General features: G+C 71.3%; 16 protein-coding genes. 5 read left to right on the forward strand and 11 right to left on the reverse strand.

What is annotated here, in order from left to right:
• Positions 1-316 precede the first annotated feature (316 nt).
• The 4 genes from ACLQ2R_RS01920 to ACLQ2R_RS01935 form a co-directional block, all read right to left on the reverse strand.
• Complete coding sequence (locus ACLQ2R_RS01920) at positions 317-1,021, reverse strand: type II secretion system F family protein (RefSeq protein ID WP_425957506.1); 705 nt, start codon at positions 1,019-1,021, stop codon at positions 317-319.
• Positions 1,018-2,337 (reverse strand): TadA family conjugal transfer-associated ATPase, encoded by a 1,320-nt coding sequence (locus ACLQ2R_RS01925; protein ID WP_425958151.1) that lies wholly within the window; start codon positions 2,335-2,337, stop codon positions 1,018-1,020. Before ACLQ2R_RS01925 ends, ACLQ2R_RS01920 begins: the two co-directional genes overlap by 4 nt.
• A gap of 131 nt (positions 2,338-2,468) precedes the next feature.
• Positions 2,469-3,515: a septum site-determining protein Ssd gene (gene ssd / locus ACLQ2R_RS01930; protein WP_386239970.1), complete on the reverse strand. Its 1,047-nt coding sequence runs from the start codon at positions 3,513-3,515 to the stop codon at positions 2,469-2,471.
• Between the two features lie 1,503 nt (positions 3,516-5,018).
• The gene (locus ACLQ2R_RS01935; protein ID WP_425957507.1) at positions 5,019-5,792 is read right to left on the reverse strand and encodes an oxidoreductase; all 774 of its coding nucleotides are present in this window, start codon (positions 5,790-5,792) and stop codon (positions 5,019-5,021) included.
• A 471-nt stretch (positions 5,793-6,263) separates the two neighbouring features.
• Between ACLQ2R_RS01935 and acs the strand changes: the two genes are divergently transcribed.
• The 4 genes from acs (at position 6,264) to ACLQ2R_RS01955 (ending at position 10,666) form a co-directional block, all read left to right on the forward strand.
• Positions 6,264-8,249, forward strand: a complete 1,986-nt coding sequence (gene acs / locus ACLQ2R_RS01940; RefSeq protein ID WP_425957508.1) for an acetate--CoA ligase — start codon at positions 6,264-6,266, stop codon at positions 8,247-8,249.
• A 586-nt stretch (positions 8,250-8,835) separates the two neighbouring features.
• The gene (locus ACLQ2R_RS01945; protein WP_425957509.1) at positions 8,836-9,309 is read left to right on the forward strand and encodes a phage holin family protein; all 474 of its coding nucleotides are present in this window, start codon (positions 8,836-8,838) and stop codon (positions 9,307-9,309) included.
• A complete protein-coding gene (locus tag ACLQ2R_RS01950; protein ID WP_425957510.1) occupies positions 9,306-10,229 on the forward strand; it encodes an alpha/beta fold hydrolase in 924 nt (307 codons plus the stop codon). Before ACLQ2R_RS01945 ends, ACLQ2R_RS01950 begins: the two co-directional genes overlap by 4 nt.
• The gene (locus ACLQ2R_RS01955; RefSeq protein WP_425957511.1) at positions 10,226-10,666 is read left to right on the forward strand and encodes a DUF309 domain-containing protein; all 441 of its coding nucleotides are present in this window, start codon (positions 10,226-10,228) and stop codon (positions 10,664-10,666) included. Before ACLQ2R_RS01950 ends, ACLQ2R_RS01955 begins: the two co-directional genes overlap by 4 nt.
• 150 nt (positions 10,667-10,816) lie before the next feature.
• Here ACLQ2R_RS01955 and ACLQ2R_RS01960 read toward each other — a convergent pair whose 3' ends face one another.
• The 3 genes from ACLQ2R_RS01960 to nth all read right to left on the reverse strand — a co-directional run bounded on the left by ACLQ2R_RS01960 (position 10,817) and on the right by nth (position 13,703).
• Positions 10,817-12,016, reverse strand: coding sequence for a MarP family serine protease (locus tag ACLQ2R_RS01960; protein ID WP_425957512.1), 1,200 nt, complete (start codon positions 12,014-12,016; stop codon positions 10,817-10,819).
• 144 nt (positions 12,017-12,160) lie between these two features.
• The gene (locus ACLQ2R_RS01965; RefSeq protein ID WP_425958153.1) at positions 12,161-12,754 is read right to left on the reverse strand and encodes an NUDIX hydrolase; all 594 of its coding nucleotides are present in this window, start codon (positions 12,752-12,754) and stop codon (positions 12,161-12,163) included.
• Between the two features lie 229 nt (positions 12,755-12,983).
• Positions 12,984-13,703, reverse strand: a complete 720-nt coding sequence (gene nth / locus ACLQ2R_RS01970) for an endonuclease III (RefSeq protein ID WP_425957513.1) — start codon at positions 13,701-13,703, stop codon at positions 12,984-12,986.
• Positions 13,704-13,748: 45 nt separating this feature from the next.
• Between nth and ACLQ2R_RS01975 the strand changes: the two genes are divergently transcribed.
• Entirely contained in the window at positions 13,749-14,471 is a 723-nt protein-coding gene (locus ACLQ2R_RS01975) for a Crp/Fnr family transcriptional regulator (protein WP_362815613.1), read from the forward strand.
• A 311-nt stretch (positions 14,472-14,782) separates the two neighbouring features.
• Here ACLQ2R_RS01975 and ACLQ2R_RS01980 read toward each other — a convergent pair whose 3' ends face one another.
• The 4 genes from ACLQ2R_RS01980 to ACLQ2R_RS01995 all read right to left on the reverse strand — a co-directional run bounded on the left by ACLQ2R_RS01980 (position 14,783) and on the right by ACLQ2R_RS01995 (position 17,224).
• Positions 14,783-15,571, reverse strand: a complete 789-nt coding sequence (locus ACLQ2R_RS01980) for an MBL fold metallo-hydrolase (RefSeq protein WP_425957514.1) — start codon at positions 15,569-15,571, stop codon at positions 14,783-14,785.
• Positions 15,568-16,410, reverse strand: coding sequence for an NUDIX hydrolase (locus ACLQ2R_RS01985; protein WP_425957515.1), 843 nt, complete (start codon positions 16,408-16,410; stop codon positions 15,568-15,570). The genes ACLQ2R_RS01980 and ACLQ2R_RS01985 overlap by 4 nt, the downstream gene beginning before the upstream one ends.
• 203 nt (positions 16,411-16,613) lie before the next feature.
• On the reverse strand, positions 16,614-17,072 hold the full coding sequence (locus ACLQ2R_RS01990; protein ID WP_386239980.1) for a RidA family protein: 459 nt from the start codon (positions 17,070-17,072) through the stop codon (positions 16,614-16,616).
• Positions 17,069-17,224, reverse strand: a complete 156-nt coding sequence (locus tag ACLQ2R_RS01995) for a DUF4177 domain-containing protein (protein WP_012887236.1) — start codon at positions 17,222-17,224, stop codon at positions 17,069-17,071. Before ACLQ2R_RS01995 ends, ACLQ2R_RS01990 begins: the two co-directional genes overlap by 4 nt.
• Positions 17,225-17,479: the final 255 nt, after the last annotated feature.

Genomic DNA, 17,479 nt, shown 5'->3' on the forward strand with positions numbered 1-17,479 from the left:
CGTCGACCGTTCCCGTGACCGGCGGAGCCGTCTCCCCCGTCGGCGAAACCGTCTTCCTGACCGTCGAGAACGCTGCCTGGGAACCGACGATCACGTGCGGGGACGCCGAGAGGGCCGGAGAGATCGGAAAGCCTCGGGAGGCCGGGCCGTGGCCTCCCCTCCCCTGCGGGCCGGCCGGCGATGACACGGGGTGAACGTGACGAAGCCGATCGGCCGGCTCTCTACGGGCCGTCCACAGCCGCCCGGCCAGACCGGCGAGCACCACGGCCAGTAAAGCGATCACAACTCTCCTCCTCGTGTCCGAAGCATGGGAACGTCAGGCCCGCTGGGCACGGGCGACCAGACGACGGGTCCACCACAGGCCGCCCCCGTCGAGAGCGAGTCCGATGACCAGGCAGCCCATTCCGGCCGGACCGCCGAACAGGAAGTGCAGCGGCCGCATGCCGAGGCCGGTCGCCATCAGCAGCCCGAGGAGGGGGAGACCTGCCAGCAGGCGGGCCGTGGCACGCGGGCCCGCGAGCTGGGCGACGACGTCGCGACGATGAGCCTGGGCCTCCCGCAGGGAAGCGGCGACACGATCGACGAGGGTGGCGAGAACCGCCCCCGTGGTGACACTCACCTTCCAGCAGGCGGCCAGCCTGCGGAAGGCGTCGCCACCCTGCCCCGGCTCCACGGCGAGCAGCGCGGCGGGGACGTCACCTCCGTCTCTCGCGGCCGCGACCACCGGACGCAGAACCAGGGGATCGGGGAAATCCACCGCCTGCACAGCCCGTACCAGCGCCTCACCGGCCGTGCGACCTGCGGACAGCTCGGCGGCGAGCCCCTGGCACAGCTCGATCGACGCGACCCGCCAGGCGGCCTCACGGCCGGCGGGCCGTGATCGGGCGGCGAACCTGTCGCGGAGGGAGGTGGATCGGATCGCCCGGCGACGCCGGATCCGACGCAGGCGGGCGGTGCAGGGGTCGGCTCCCGTCCACAACCATGCCGCCAGGGCGGTGAGGGCGAGGGCGGCTCCCGTCACGACGCCGACCGTGACGGGAGCTCTTCCCCGCGCGGCTCACCGGACGGCTGGGAAGCGGGGAGATACGGCCTGCGTCGCGGAGTCCGGGGTGTGGGAACGTCCGGTGTCCACGTGGAGGTGGCGCCGCTCGGAGAAGGCGTACAGGTGATGGTGGGGGGTGTCCTGGCCGTGAGGGGCGGTATCCCGGGCGCCCGTGCCATGAGGGCGGGAAGTCCTGGGCCGGGCCGCACCTGTCCGTCCGGAGCGAAGGTGAGGGCAGGTTCCGCCTCGACCAGCCCCGAGGGGCGGCGGACCATCATGCAGACCTCGGCGATCCGGCGGCGGCCGTCGGTGTGATCACGGGCGAGATGGATGACGACGTCGAGAGCGGCGGCGATCTGGCTGTGGACCGCCTCCCGGCTGAGACCAGCCGCGCACGCCAGCGCCTCCAGCCGTGGAGGCACATCGGTCGCGGTGTTGGCGTGCAAAGTGCCGCACCCTCCCTCATGCCCGGTGTTGAGAGCAGCCAGAAGATCGACGACCTCGGCCCCCCTCACCTCCCCCACGACGAGCCGGTCGGGACGCATTCTCAGCGCCTGCCGGACGAGGTCACGCAGACCGACTCCGCCGGCGCCTTCGAGGTTGGGTGGACGCGCCTCCAGCCGGACCACGTGAGGATGCAGCGGTCTCAGCTCGGCGGAGTCCTCGACCAGGAGCAATCTCTCACCGGGGTCCGCCAGGGAAAGCAGGGCCGAGAGCATGGTCGTCTTTCCCGTGCCGGTGCCTCCGGTGATCAGGAAGGCGAGTCTCGACTCGATCACCGCGGTGAGAACGGCGACGCTGTCGGCTCGGATCGCCCTCGCCCCGACCAGGTCAGCGAGGGTGAAGGTCCGCCGGGGCGGGAGACGCAACGAGAGACAGGTGCCGTTGGCGGCTACCGGGGGAAGGACCGCGTGGAGACGGACGCCTCCGGCGAGCCGGGCGTCGACATAGGGGCACGCGTCGTCGAGGCGCCTGCCCGCGGCCGAGGCGAGACGCTGTGCCAGCCTGCGGAGAGCGTCCTCGCCGGAGAAGGCGACCGAGGTCCGGCGCAGGCCGCCGCCGTCGTCGACCCACACCTCTCGTGGACCGTTGACCAGGACGTCGGTCACATCGGGTTCGGCCAGCAACGGCTCCAGCGGGCCCGCGCCGATGAGGTCGGCGCACAGAACCCGGGCCACCGCCAGGATCTCGGCGTCACCGAGCACCGCCCGCTCGGCCCGCAGTGCGACCGCGACGTGCGCGGCACTCGGCTCGACCCCCGTACGGGCAAGCCGTACACGAACGGCCTCCACCAGCTCCGGCGAGACCTTCGCCGGAGACGGAGGGGACACCGGGGACGGCGAAGTCGTCCGGGACCGTGAACTCGGCCGGGCCGACGGAAACGACGGCGACGAGGACGAGGACGACGGCGGGAATTCGGCGCGCATCACGTGTCCGCCTCGAGCAGCTCGTGAAGGAACACGGAGCAGAAACGGCCGAGCGAGCTGCGGCGGCCCAGCGGTGGAACGTCTCCACGGTCGAGCGCGGCGGCGAGGCGGGGCTGGTCGGGGACGCTTCCCCCGAGGGGGAGGCCGAGCGAGCCCGTCACCACCTCGTCTTTCAGCACCCCGCTGCGCACCACGGCCCGGACGTCACCGGTGTGCGCCTGCAACCCGACGAGCACCTGAGCGGCGGCGAGCACGCCGCGCACGTCGGCGGGGACGACCAGGAGAGTGGTGGTGGCCCGGCCGAGGGCTTCCGCCGCGGCCTGGTCGAGGTGGCGCGGCAGATCGACGACCACCAGGTCGAAGCCTCTTCGTCCCGCCTCCAGGACGGAACGCATCGCCTCGGCCGGGATCGGCCGGACCTCGCCCCGGTGGAAGGAGAGCAGTGTCAGCCCGGCGAGGGTCGGAAGCGCGGCCTGGAGCGCGGTGCAACTGACCCTGCCCTCTCGGGCGACCAGATCGGACCAGCGCGCGCCGTCGGCCTCCTCCTGACCGAGGAGGAGATCCAGCCCCCCACCCAGCGGATCGGCGTCGACGAGGAGGGTGCGGAGGCGACGCCGGGACGCGGACAGCGCCAGCGACCCCGCCAGAACACTCGCCCCCGCTCCTCCGCGCCCGCCCGTGACGCACACCACGGCGGCCGGGCCCGCGGGAGGCTCCACGACGTCGGCGAACTCGTCGACCAGGCGTCGTTCCGCCGCGGGCAGCTCCAGCACGGCCTGCGCACCGACCGCGACGCATTTGCGCCATGTGTCAGGGTCGTCGCGTTCCTGGGTGACCAGGAAGACACGGTGCCGGGGTGGTGGCCCGGTCGCGGCCAGGGCGTCGGCCATGTCACCACCGACGACGATCAGGGGAGCGCGGTTCCAGTAGGGCCGGGCGTGCGCGGGAGCGTGGGCGACGTCGAGCTCGGCTCCGGCCGCAGCGGCGACCCGGAGCAGATCGTCGAGCAGTTCGTGGTCTTCGGTGATGACCAATGGGCGATCCACGGGTGCCTCCCTGATTTCGAGAAGACCACTTTCGGCGACCGCCTCTCGTACGCGCGGTACCGAACGCCGCACTGTGGATAACCGGACCGGGGACGGTTCGGCTGTGGATAAACCATTGGCTCGCGACGACCTTGGGATCCGCTTCCGGCATGGGTGGACATCGGGCGTGTACGAGAATCGGACACGACGCGGACACCGGACATTGGACATGGGGAATACATGAACATAAAAATATCGGACATATGGGATGTCGGGACATGCCGATATCGGGCATGCGTGAGAATCGGATGCGACACAGGCACCGGACATAAATGATGTGAGAGATCTAAATATGCCTATATCAGACACGCGGAGCGCCGGGACCTGCCGAATCGGGCACAACGCGGACGATGACATCGGACAGAGTGCGGACGAGGGCCCGGTGAGGCGTCGGACGCGGGCAGGGACGGGTGCCACGCGAGAGCGATCCCTCAGGACGGGACGAGCACCGGCCGCCCGTCGTGCGCGCAGGGCGGTCGCGGTGAGCGGACCGTGAAAGGCGAGCGGACCGTGAAAGGCGAACGGACCGCTGGAAGGCGAACGGACCGCTGGAAGGCGAACGGACCGCTGGAAGGCGAGCGGGCCATGAAAAAGGCGACCCCCGCCGGGGGGGAGCGGGGGTCGCCGACCGGTCCGGCTCTGGGGGGGTAGAGCCGGCCCCGTTTCAGAAGAAAGCCTTCACCAGCCGACCGGAACACGCGGGATTGCGACGCCATCGCATGAGCGGTTATCCCGGTTCGGGGAGATACCTCCTTATGCTGCCCGACCGACTCAAGTTCCGTCGAGGAGAAATCGGCGATTTCTACTAGTTTTTTTAATGTAACGATCCAGGCTCATTTCATCGTTCGCCATGGACAGACCGCGATATCCGGACGGAACGCCGGTGACGTTCGGTGATCGCCGAGACGGCGGGAGTCGCACCGCCGAGGGCGCCGGCGCTCTCCCGTGATCTTCACGACCCGGCCCGCCGCGTCGCGGGACGGCCCGGCCACAAGGGAGACCCGCGACATTCCCCGATCCGTAAAGGTCTTGCTTTCAGGGGTTCCCATCAGCGCCGATCGGACGTACAAAGGTTGCACGGACCATGTGTCCGGGCACGGTCTCCGGGTACCCACGTGCCGCCGGCCGCGGGAGGCGCGTCGAAGCGGGCTTGTCCCGTATCGACGATTATCAGGTGCACGCTTGGTAACCCGGCACGAACGTGTCGACGACGGCGCCCCCCACCAGGGGCGCCGTCGGTTTGTACGGAAACCCGCCGCGCAAATGTCCGTAATAGGCAACACTGTGTAGCCACCCGTGACCGGACGTGCCGCCTACGAGGAAGTCCCCGTCCGAGGAGCGGTGGGCCGGACCCGTGCGAAGGCCGAGCGAGCGAGCACGACCATCAGGTACGGCCCAGGTACGGGCACATCCCGTCGGACACGACATGGGACAGGGCACACGGCGTCGAAGCGGGCGGCGTGGTCAGCCGCGCTGCATGGCCTCACAGATCGCCGTGGCCTCGCGAACGCCCAGCGTGACCGCGGACGCGCAGTGACGCACCCACGTGGCGACCCCCTCCGGGGTGCCGCTCAGGTACGACCGCAGCCCCTCCGCGTAGGCCGGGCCGAGTTCGAGATGCCCCACCTCGATCGCCACCAGCGATTTCGGGTCCAGGCCGAACTCCACCAGCGTCAGCCGCTCGGCCGCGCGCGCGACCACCCCGTCCGCCGACCCGAAGGGACGCAGCACGGCCAGCTCCGCGTGCACGATGGCGGCGAGCACCAGGGCGGGCGCCTTGGAGGAGGTCGTCACCAGCCGGACCAGCCCGTCCACCCGGGCCACCGCCTCCTGCGGGCCGGGAGCGGCTCCCAGACCGAGCGGATCGGACGCCTGGGCGACGGCCCTGGGACGTCCGAGGTCCTCGGCCAGGCCGGCCGCGGCCAGGGTGTGCAGCCTGGCGAGCACCTGGCGGGGCGTCGTGCGCCAGGTCGGGCCGAGCCGCCCCAGTTCGGCCGAGACGCGCAGCGCCCCCTGCACCACCGGGTCGGTGACCTCGGGGATGGTCTCGAGGGGGACGTCCACCCCCTCCAGGGCGGCGGACGCGCGGGCACCGCGCAGGGCGGATCGGGCCGACACCTCCGCGCTCTTGCGCCGCAGGACACGGTGCCCGTACAGCCGGTCGACGGTCACGCGCGCCTCGGCGACCGCCTCGGACACGCCGGGCATTCCTGCGATGACAGCCAATGGGTCGCTCACGCTGCCCGACCCTACCGGGACCGTCACGGCGGGCTCCGGCCAGGCGGCGTACGTCCCGATCCGGCCCGATCCGGCTCGAACGGCACGGCCGGTCCGGTCCGCCGGCGAACGCCCACCTCCCCGACCCGCGAACGACCCGTAAACGACCCGCGAACGACCCGCGAACGACCCGCGAAACCGTCCCACCGGCCGGCAGCACCGTCCCGCCCACCGGCGGAACCGTTCGGCGACCGCATGACACCACCCGGCGCATCGGCGCGACGACGCGCGTTGAACAACGCCGCCCACGTTCCTACGGTGGCGAAAACGCATCGTTTCCCGTACGGCCACCCCCACCGACCCGATTCCTTTCGCGTCATATGCTCTGTCATCACCGATTGGTACAGACCTGTCTAGACCTCTTGTGGCGGGTACGGGTGGGCTGGTGAAGTGGGACACGAACAGTCGATAGCAGTACGTGAGGAGTGCGTAGTGGCCCCGGAGACCCCTGGTTCCGAGTCGCGTGAGACTCAGGAGACGCTGTCGAACCTGCTGCGGGAGACCCGGCGGTTCACCCCTCCCGCGGACCTGGCCGCGGCCGCGAACGTGACCGCCGACGCCTACGCGGAGGCCGAGCGGGACCGTCTCGCCTTCTGGGAGAAGCAGGCCGACCGCCTGCACTGGTCGAAGCGCTGGGACACCGTCCTGGACTGGAACCCGCCCTTCGCCAAGTGGTTCGTCGGCGGCGAGCTCAACATCGCCTACAACTGCGTGGACCGTCACGTCGAGGCGGGTCGTGGCGACAAGGTCGCCTACCACTGGGAGGGCGAGCCCGAGGGCGACACCCGTACGCTCACCTACGCCGACCTGCTGCGCGAGGTCTCCAAGGCCGCCAACGCGCTCCAGGAGCTGGGCGTCGGCAAGGGCGACCGGGTCGCGATCTACATGCCCATGATCCCCGAGCTTCCGATCACGATGCTGGCCTGCGCCCGCATCGGGGCGGTCCACTCGGTGGTGTTCGGCGGCTTCTCCGCGACCGCGCTCAGCGGCCGGATCAAGGACGCGGACGCCAAGCTCGTGGTGACCGCCGACGGCGGCTACCGGCGGGGCGCGCCCAGCGCGCTCAAGCCGACCGTGGACGAGGCCGTCGCCGAGTGCCCGGGCATCGAGCACGTCCTGGTGGTCCGGCGGACCGGTCAGGACGTCGCCCGGACCGACAAGGACGTGTGGTGGCACGATGTCGTGGACCGGCAGCCGGACGTCCACGAGGCCGCGCCGAACGGCGCCGAGGACCCGCTCTACATCCTCTACACCAGCGGGACGACCGGCAAGCCCAAGGGCATCCTGCACACCACCGGCGGTTACCTCACCCAGACCGCCTACACCCACCACGCGGTCTTCGACCTCAAGCCCGAGACCGACGTCTACTGGTGCACCGCCGACATCGGCTGGGTGACCGGCCACTCCTACATCGTGTACGGCCCGCTGGCCAACGGCGCCACCAGCGTCATCTACGAGGGCACCCCGGACACCCCGCACCGCGGCCGCTTCTGGGAGATCGTGCAGAAGTACGGGGTCACGCTGCTCTACACCGCCCCGACGGCCATCCGCACGTTCATGAAGTGGGGCGACGACATCCCCGCCAAGTACGACATGTCGTCCCTGCGGATCCTGGGCAGCGTCGGTGAGCCGATCAACCCCGAGGCCTACGTCTGGTACCGCGAGCACATCGGCGGCAACCGTACCCCGGTCGTGGACACCTGGTGGCAGACCGAGACCGGCGCCGTCATGATCAGCCCGCTGCCCGGCGTCACCGAGGGCAAGCCCGGCGCGGCGATGCGCCCGCTGCCCGGCATCACCGCCGACGTGGTCGACGACCAGGGGCGGAGCGTCGGCAACGGCGGTGGCGGCTACCTGGCGATCCGCGACCCGTGGCCGTCGATGCTCCGCACGATCTGGGGCGACGACCAGCGCTACATCGACACCTACTGGTCCCGCTTCGAGGGCATGTACTTCGCGGGCGACGGCGCCAAGAGGGACCAGGACGGCGACATCTGGCTGCTCGGCCGGGTGGACGACGTCATGCTCGTCTCCGGGCACAACATCTCCACCACCGAGGTGGAGTCGGCGCTGGTCTCCCACCCGAAGGTCGCCGAGGCCGCCGTGGTCGGCGCGACCGACCCGGTGACCGGTCAGGCCATCGTGTCGTTCGTGATCCTGCGCGGCAACGCCGAGGAGGGCGCGGACATCGCCGCCGAGCTTCGCGCCCACGTCGCCAAGGCCCTGGGGCCGATCGCCAAGCCGCGCCAGATCCTGGTGGTGCCCGAGCTGCCGAAGACCCGCTCCGGGAAGATCATGCGGCGTCTCCTGCGGGACGTGGCGGAGAACCGCAGTGTCGGCGACGTCACCACCCTCGCCGACAGCACGGTCATGAACCTCATCTCGGAGAAGCTGCCCAGCGCCAAGAGCGAGGACTGAGCGCACCGGCGACGCGCGGCCGGGCAGGTGGCCGGCCCCCCTCTACGGCCGCGCGTCGCCGCCCTGCCCCCTCCCGGCAGCGCGTCTCCTCCCGACGCCCGTCGTGACGCCCTCACCTCGCGCACACGGCCCTGCCCGCATGCCCTTCTCCCGCGGGTCCTTCTCCTCCCGGAACCACGATCCCGGATCACGCCGTCCCCGGATCACAGCGTCACGGAATCACACCGATCCCGGATCACACCGTCCCCGGAGCACGCCGTCCTGGAATCGTCCCGCCTCGGACCGCACCGACCCAGGATCACACCGTCCCGGGATCGTGCCACCTCGGGTCACCCCGGCCGGTACGACGCCCCGGCACGCCCCTCCGGTACGGTGCTCCCACCGCCCGCCCACCCCGTCCCGTCCGAATCGGTGGTGTTCGCCCGACCCTCACCGGGGTAGCTCTCGCCCTGATGACCAGGTACGCGACGACCGCCGGCGTGCTCACGGCGCCGGTTCCGGCGACGATCCCGTCGCGGGTGTGCGTGCGCGATCCCCTCGGCGCGCAGCATGATGTTCGACAAAGGCCCTCGATAGGAGATCATCCATGACACATATCCCACCGGTGGAGCCGCAGGAGGAGTCCCTGGGAGCGCTGGTCGCCGCCGCCAGCGACCAGATATCCACCCTGGTCCGCGCCGAGATCGAACTGGCCAAGGCCGAGTTCCGGTTCGACGCCAAGCGCGTCGGCATGGCGGCGGGCCTGTTCGGCGCGGCCGCGTTCATGGCCCACCTGTGCCTGATCCTCGCCTCGTTCGCGCTCGCCTACGGCCTGGTGGCGGCGGGTGTGTGGACCTGGCTCGCCTTCCTGATCGTCACCGTGCTCTACCTGCTCGTGGCCGGAGGGCTGGTCTTCATCGGCATCCGCCGGCTCAAGGGGCTGACCGGGATGAAGCGCACCCTGCGCTCGCTCAAGACGATCAAGAGCGGTGAGCGCGAGACCGATCTCGGTTCGAGCCCGGCTCCGGTCGCCGCCGCCGGGACCGACGGGCGTCACGACCCGGTGAGACCGGGCCGGTGAGCAGACCCGACGAGTCCGTCGTCAGGATCGAGGGTCCCTGGACCCACCGATCCGTCCACGCCGGTGGTACCCGTTTTCACGTGGTGGAGGCCGGTACCGGCCCCCTGGTCCTGCTGCTGCACGGGTTCCCGCAGTTCTGGTGGACCTGGCGCCACCAGCTCGTCTCGCTTCCGGCGGCCGGTTACCGCACCGTCGCCGTGGACCTGCGAGGCTACGGCGCCAGCGACAAACCGCCCCGCGGCTACGACCTCCGTACGCTGGCCGCCGACGCGGCCGGGCTGGTCCGGGCGCTGGGCGAGACCGGCGCGGTCGTCGTCGGGCACGACTGGGGCGGGTTGCTCGGCTGGACGATGGCCGTACTGGACCCGAAGGCCGTCCTGCGGCTGGTCCCGGTCTCGGCGCCGCACCCCCGCAGGCTCCGCACCGCCCTGTTCACCGAACCGTCCGGCCAGTTCAGGGCGGCCCGCTACGCGATGGGCTTCCAGATGCCGCTGATCCCGGAACGGCGCCTGACCGCCGACTCCGGAGCCAGGGTGGGACGCCTGCTCCAGCAGTGGTCGGGGCCGGGCTGGCCGGAGGAGGAGGTGTCGAGGACCTACCGCGACGCGTTCCGCATCCGCAACGTCTCGCACTGCGCGCTGGAGTACCACCGCTGGTTCGGCCGCTCGCAGCTTCGCCCGGACGGGTGGCGCTACGCGAGGACCATGCGCGCCCAGATCAACGCGCCGACGCTGCAACTGCACGGCGCGCTCGACACGCACATCCTGCCGCGCACCGCCCAGGGTTCCGGACGGTACGTGGCCGCCCCGTACCGGTGGAGGCTGATCGAGGGCGCCGGGCACTTCCCGCACGAGGAGCGTCCCGGCGAGTTCGACGCCGAACTCGTCGCCTGGCTGTCCGACCCGGAGCCGGACCGGTGAACGGGCGGGACCGGGATCCCGACGGCAGGCCGCGCAACCGGCGTCCCCGCGACGCGTTCGGACGGCCGCTGCCGCACGACGCCGAGGGGGTGGAACGCGTTCCGGAGGACTACGCGCCGGGCGCCGAGGAGGCCCTCTCCGAGGCGCGCAGGCTCCTCGCCGAGGAACGGCCCTTCCACGCCCACGAGGTACTGGAGGGCCGGTGGAAGAACTGCCCCGGCCCCGAACGCGAACTGTGGCAGGGACTCGCCCAGATCTGCGTCGGCCTCACCCACCTGCAACGGGGCAACCCGCGCGGGGCGGCGACGCTGTTCACCCGGGGCGCCGACCGGATCAGCGGGTACGGCATGCCGTACGAGCGGATCGCGCGGGTCGCGCACGGACTCGACGAGATGGAGGCCGGGGAGGCCATCGCCAGGGTCAGGGAACTGCTCTGACGCGGGCCTCGCGCCGGCCCGGACCGCCGCCCGCCCAGGTGTCACCGGCCGATGACGGCGGCGCTCCGCCGATCCCGGGCCGGTTCCGGCACACCACCGGGTGTCGGCCTCGTTCCGGCTCCGGTCACACCACCGGGTGCCGGCCTCGTTCTAGTTCTGGTCGCACTGCTGGGTGTCGACCTCGTTGAAGAGCTTGGAGCCGTCCTCGGCGTCCGGCGCGACCTCGGCGGCGGTGAGCGCGAAGCCGGTCTCCCGCTGGTTGAGGGCGGCGGCGAAGACCACGCCGTAGACCCGCCCCTGCGGGGTGAGCAGCGGCCCTCCGGAGTTGCCCTGCCTGACCAGGCCGCGGATGGAGTACACGTCGCGGACGACGTCCTTGCTCTCGTAGATGTTGAGCCCCCCGGCCTTCTGCCGCACCCGGATGCGCGCCGGGTCCAGGGTGTAGCCCTGACCGTGCGGGAAGCCCGCGACGATCGCGTCGTCACCCTTCTTCGCGGTGCCGTCGAAACGCAGGATCGGCATGTTGAGCCCGGTGACGTGCAGGATCGCGATGTCCCGGTCGGGGTTGTAGAGCACGACCCTGGCCTGGTGGACCTTGTTGAGGTAGTCGGTGACCTGGAGGTCCTGGTCGACGCCGGCGACCACGTGCGCGTTCGTCATGATCTTGTTCTGGGCGTAGACGAAACCGGTGCCCTCGATGTGCTTGCGACAGGTCGAGGCGATGCCCTGCACCTTGACGATGCCCCGGCGGGCCCGCGCGAGCTGCTTGTTGTCCTTGGCCACGCTCCGGTCGGGCGGCGGGATCTGGACGAGCTGGCCGCTCCCGATGGCGTCGAACACCTTGGGGAAGCCGGAGGTGTCGAGGAAGTTCTTGATCGGTTTCTGCAGGTCCTTGGCCGCGCGGGGCAGCGTCTGGTCGACCGTGGACAGCAGGAGTGACCCGTGGACCTGCTCGCTGAGCATGGTGAACTGGGACGAGACGAGCAGCGAGCCGATCAGCCACGCGATGATCAGGACCGAGAAGGCGCTGGAGAAGGTGCCCCCGACCGCGTCGACGGCCTTGGCGGGCTCCCAGGTGACGTGGCTGCGGACCACCGCGCCGATGGTGGACGACGCGAACTGCCCGATCGTGGCGGCGAGGAAGACGATGACGATCGCCAGCAGTGCCCGCTCCGTCGCCCCTTCGACCACGGCTCCGGCGAGAAGCGGCGCGACGAACATTCCCAGCAGCGCGCCGCCGACGAAACCGACGAAGCTGAGGGCGCCGATGATGAATCCCTGGCGGTATCCCGACACCGCGAAGGCCACCATCAAGGCGATCAGGATGAGATCTAACAGACCACCGCTCACCCCTTTACGTTATCCAGCCCATGCGCCACGCGTGCACACCTTGGGCGAGGTCTCCGCGACATCGTGTCCGCGGGAACGTATCCACAGGAACGCGACCATCCGCGGGACCGTCATCCGCGGGAACGTATCCACAGGAACGCCCCGTCAGCGCAGGGCGAGACTCAGCACCTCGGGCGGGATGTCCTCCACGCGCGAACGGTCCCAGGGGACCTCGAAGTCCGAACCGCTGAGCACCCCGTCGAGCACTCCGGCGGTGAACCCCCAGACCAGCAGCCCGCGCACCCTGAACGCGGGGCCCGCGTAGCCGCCCGGGTGACGCAGTCCCAGCCGGTTGGCCGGGTCGGCGAGCTCGCGGAGCGGGACCCGCTCCACCGACTCGACCTCCTGCGGCGAGGCGGCGTGCACCACGCAGGGGGTGTGCCACCAGGCCAGCACCGGGGTCACCCGGTTGTCGCTGCGCGCCAGGTAGAGCTCGGCCATGGTGCCGAGCACGTGGACGCCGCCGGGGTCGAGACCGGTCTCCTCGCGGGCCTCGCGGAGCGCGGCGGCGATCGGGCCGTCGTCGGCGGGATCGACCCCGCCGCCGGGGAACGCGGGCTGACCGGCGTGCCTGCGCCCGAGCGAGCTGCGCTGGATGAGCAGCACGTCCGGGCCGAACGGCCCCTCACCGAAGAGCAGCAGCACCGCCGCCGACCGTCCGCCCGTCGCCGGCGGGCCCATCAGCGGGGGAACCGGCATCGCCGCTGCCCGCCCGGCCAGCGTCTCCAACCATCCGGGAACCTCCACCGGCACACCTCCGACCGTCGTGCTCCGATCTCCGCAACCGTGTGCAACACGGCGTCCCGCCCGTCGCTTCCCGCCCTTCACCGTTCGTTCGCCGTCTCCCGATCTTGGCCTTCCGCTCGCCGTTCCCGCTCACCGCTTCCCCGGACGAACTCCCCGTACGGGACCGGAGGGCCGGCGGCGATCACGAGAAGGGGCCGGGACGGAGCAGTTTGGCGGCCGGGACCGGATCGATCGGCCCCAGACCGTACGAGGGGCAGAGGGCGGCGAGCGGGCAGACGCCGCAGGCGGGGGTGCGGGAGTGGCAGACACGGCGGCCGTGCCAGATCAGCCGGTGGGACATCATCGTCCAGTCCCGCTTGGGGATCAGCCCGGCGACCACGTGCTCGATCTTCACCGGGTCGGTCTCCGCGGTCCACCGGAACCGGTGCGTGAGCCGCTGGAAGTGGGTGTCGACGGTGATGCCGGGCACCCCGAAGGCGTTGCCCAGCACCACGTTGGCCGTCTTGCGCCCGACTCCCGGCAGGGTGACCAGGTCCTTGAGCCGCCCCGGCACCTCGCCGCCGAAACGCCCGCAGACGGCCTGGGCCATGCCGATGATGCTGTTGGTCTTGGCCCGGAAGAAGCCGGTGGAACGGATGATCTCTTCCATCTCGGCCCGGTCGGCACCCGCGTACGCCTCAGCGGTGGGATATTTCGCAAAAAGGGTAGGAGTAACCGTATTAACTCTTTTGTCCGTGCACTGCGCGGACAGGATCGTCGCGACCAGGAGTTCGAGAGGGGTGGTGAAGTCAAGCTCGCAATGGGCATCCGGGTAGGTCTCACCCAGAATCCGGTCCATTCGCCGAGCTCGGCGCACCAGGGCGAGCCGGGATTCCTCTATGGGGCTGACGTCGCGGAGCACCCCGTCAGCCTACGCTCCAGGCCCCCTGAAGGAGCGCACGGTGGGATGGGTCACAATGACTGCGTGAGCCGTGAAACAGGAGGCACCGTGAACTCCGACGAAGTGCTGGGCAAGGCCCCTCTGTTCGCCGCGCTCGACCGTGAGAGCGCCGCGGCGCTGCGCACGAGCATCACCGAGGTCGAACTTTCCAAGGGGCAGACCCTCTTCAGCGAGAACCAGACCGGTGACCGCCTCTACGTGGTGCTCGAAGGGAAGATCAAGCTTTCCCGTACCGCGCCCGACGGCAGGGAGAACCTGCTCAGCGTGCTCGGTCCGAGCGAGATGTTCGGCGAGCTGTCCCTGTTCGACCCCCGCCCCCGTACGGCGTCCGCCACCGCGCTGACCGACGTGCGGCTGGCCGGGCTCGGGCACGACGACCTGCGACCCTGGCTGACCGGCCGCCCCGAGGTGGCCCTGCACCTGCTGCGCGCCCTGGCCCAGCGCCTGCGCCGCACCAACGACGTGCTGGCCGACCTCGTCTTCACCGACGTGCCCGGCCGGGTGGCCAAGGCCCTGCTCGACCTGGCCGAGCGCTTCGGCCAGCGGATCGACGACGGCGTGCGGGTCCACCACGACCTCACCCAGGAGGAGCTGGCCCAGCTGGTCGGCGCCTCCCGGGAGACCGTGAACAAGGCGCTGGCCGACTTCGCCCAGCGCGGCTGGCTGCGCATCGAGGCCAAGGCCGTGGTGATCATGGATCTGGAGCGGCTGCACAACCGCTCGCGCTGACCGATGCCGCCATCGGGTGCCCGGGAGGACGGACGGCCAAGGAGAGGGCAGGCGAGAAATACGCGGCGGGAGACGAGCGACCGGGAAAAGGACCGTTCCCGCGGCCCTCGCGCCCGTGAACGGCCTCCGGGAGGCGTACAGGCCCTCCGGTGACCCCCGGCCCCCCGAACCCCGGACCGGGCGACACGGAGCGCGCAGGCCCCGGCAACGCGGAGGCTTTGGCAGCACGGAGGTCCCGGCAACGCGGAGGCTTTGGCAGCATGGAGATCCCTCCGGCAGAACCGGGGACACGGAGTCCTCGGAAACCGGTCCTATCCGTCCAGGTAGGTCATCTGGGCGCGGACCGACATCTCGGCGGCGGGCCAGAGCGACCTGTCCACGTCCGCGTAGACGATCTCGACGATCTCCCGCGGTGTCGCCGCTCCCTGCCGCCTGGCCTCCCGGATCTGGTCCAGCCTCCGGCGCCGGTGCGCCACGTAGCCGTCGAGCGCGCCGATCGGATCGGGGAGCACCGGCCCGTGGCCGGGCAGCAGCGCCTGTGCCCCCACCCGCTCGGCCGTGGCGCGGAGCAGGTCGAGGGAACGCAGGTAGTCGGCCAGGTCACCGTCGGGGGCGATCACCGTGGTACCCCGGCCCAGCACGGTGTCGCCGGTGAGGATCGCCCGGTCCTGGGGCAGCCAGAAGCACAGCGAGTCGAACGAGTGGCCGGGCGTCCCCAGCACGCGCAGTTCCACGTCCCCTGCCGTGATCACGTCGCCGTCGCCGAGCCCCTCCTCCCCCAGCCGGTGCGCCGGGTCGAGGGCCCTGACGGGCGCGCCGACCAGCCGGGCGAACGCCGCCGCGCCGCCGCTGTGGTCGTGGTGCCCGTGGCTGAGCAGGATCGCGACCACCCGGCGGCCGTCCAGGTGACCGGCGACCCGCGCGAGGTGCCCCTCGTCGTCCGGGCCGGGATCGACGACCAGCACCTCCTCGCCGAGGCCGACCACCCAGGTGTTGGTGCCGTCCAGCGTCATCTCGGACGGGTTCGGGGCGAGAAGGTTGAGGGCGTGGGCCGTACCGGCCCCGTCAGGCCCGTGCAGGGGGATCCTGAGCCCGCTCACGGGGCACCGAACCGGTAGTCGTCGTCAAGCACGATGCGCATCTCCCCGTCCACCTGGGCGATCCTGGGCATGATGGTCACGATCTCACGGTCGGTCGCGAGCACCTCGGGCACCTTGTCGTAGGCGCACAGCTCGGTGAGCGTGCGGTGGGTCGGGGGCATCAGGAAGATCTCGCCCGTCCCCGCCCGGCCGAGCGCGTCGGCGGGCCTGAGCCAGGCGACCTGGTCGGCCTCCCCGCCCACGTCGCGGGTGCGCTGGCCGGGCGGGAGCGCCGCCACGAAGAAGCGGGTGTCGAAGCGCCTGGTCTCGACCTCCGGGGTGATCCAGTGGGCCCAGGGGCGGAGCAGGTCGGAACGGAGGACCAGCGCGCGCCTGTCCAGGAACTCGGCGAAGGACAGGCTCTTGCCGATCAGGGCCAGCCGGTCGGCCTCCCAGTCCTCACCGGTGGTGTCGGCCACCACCGACTCCGCGGACGGGCCCGCGAGCAGCACCCCCGACTCCTCGAACGTCTCCCGCACGGCGGCGCACACCAGCCCCCGGGCGGTCCGCCCGTCCGCGCGGAAGATCTCCCCCCAGTCCTCGGGGGAGGGGCCGGACCAGGCGATCGCGTGATCGGTGTCGCGCGGGTCGACCGACCCTCCGGGGAAGACGTAGGCCCCCGCGGCGAAGGCCATGCTCGCCTTGCGCCGCAGCAGGTAGACCTCCACCCCACCGGCGTCCTCGTCCTCGCGGAGGACGACCACGGTGGCGGCGTCCCTCGCGGGGGCGGGGGCGACCCGTCCGGCCAGGATGTCGCGCGCGCGCTCGCCGAACTCACCAGGAAGCGGGATACCGCCCATTGAGACCCTCCACCAGAACACTGCTCGGTTTCAGGGTCCATCATGTGGTACGGCACCGCTCCGGACAATCACGGGCCCGCCCGGCCCTCCCCGGCCCCCGGAAGGACCGGGCCTCGGATGGAAGGGCCGGGCTCCGGACGGAAGGACCGGGCTCCGGGTGGAGGGGCTGGGTCCCGGGTGGAGGGGCCGGGCCCCGGGTGTCCTCAGCGGACCTCGGCGATCACCTCGACCTCCACCGGCGCGTCCAGCGGGAGCACCGCGACCCCCACCGCGCTGCGGGCGTGCCTGCCCGCGTCGCCGAACACCTCGCCGAACAGCTCGCTGGCGCCGTTGACGACCTTGGGCTGCCCGGTGAAGTCCGGGGCACTGGCCACGAAACCGGTCACCTTGACGATCCGTACGACGTTCGACAACCCCCCGGCCGCCGACGCGATCGCGGCGAGGGCGTTGAGCGCGCAGATCCTCGCGAGGTCGTGGGCGGCCTCGGCCTCGACCTCGGCGCCGACCTTCCCGGTCGCCTTCAACTCGCCGTTCACCATCGGCAGCTGTCCCGAGGTGTAGACGTGATCACCCGACCGCGTCGCCGGGACGTACGCCGCCAGCGGCGGGACCACCTCGGGCAGGGTCAGGCCGAGTTCCGCCAGTCTCTCCTCCGGCGTCACTGCTTGGGCCGCTTCAGGTAGGCGACCAGCTGCTCCGGGTTGGGGCCCGGCACGACCTGCACCAGCTCCCAGCCGTCCTGGCCCCAGTTGTCGAGAATCTGCTTCGTCGCGTGGACCAGCAGCGGCACCGTCGAGTACTCCCATTTCGTCATGCGGGACACATTAGCGAGACCGCCCCCCTCCGGAGGCCCGTCCCCGGCCGCCCGCCGGCCCACCGGCCCGCCGATCCGTCCCTCACGACCCCGCGGCGTCCTCAGGGCCGTGACCGGCCGTGGTCCGGCGCTGTGAGAATCCGCATATTTACTTTCTCCACCCGATCGATTAGCCGTATGTCCACATCCGGCCTCCCGGGCCGCCGACCGCCCGCCGAACGGCTCGCGTCCCGGCGCGAACGGCGCGCAGGGCCG

Source organism: Streptosporangium sp. DT93, from assembly GCF_049844535.1.
In the GTDB taxonomy this organism is placed as follows: Bacteria; Actinomycetota; Actinomycetes; order Streptosporangiales; family Streptosporangiaceae; genus Streptosporangium.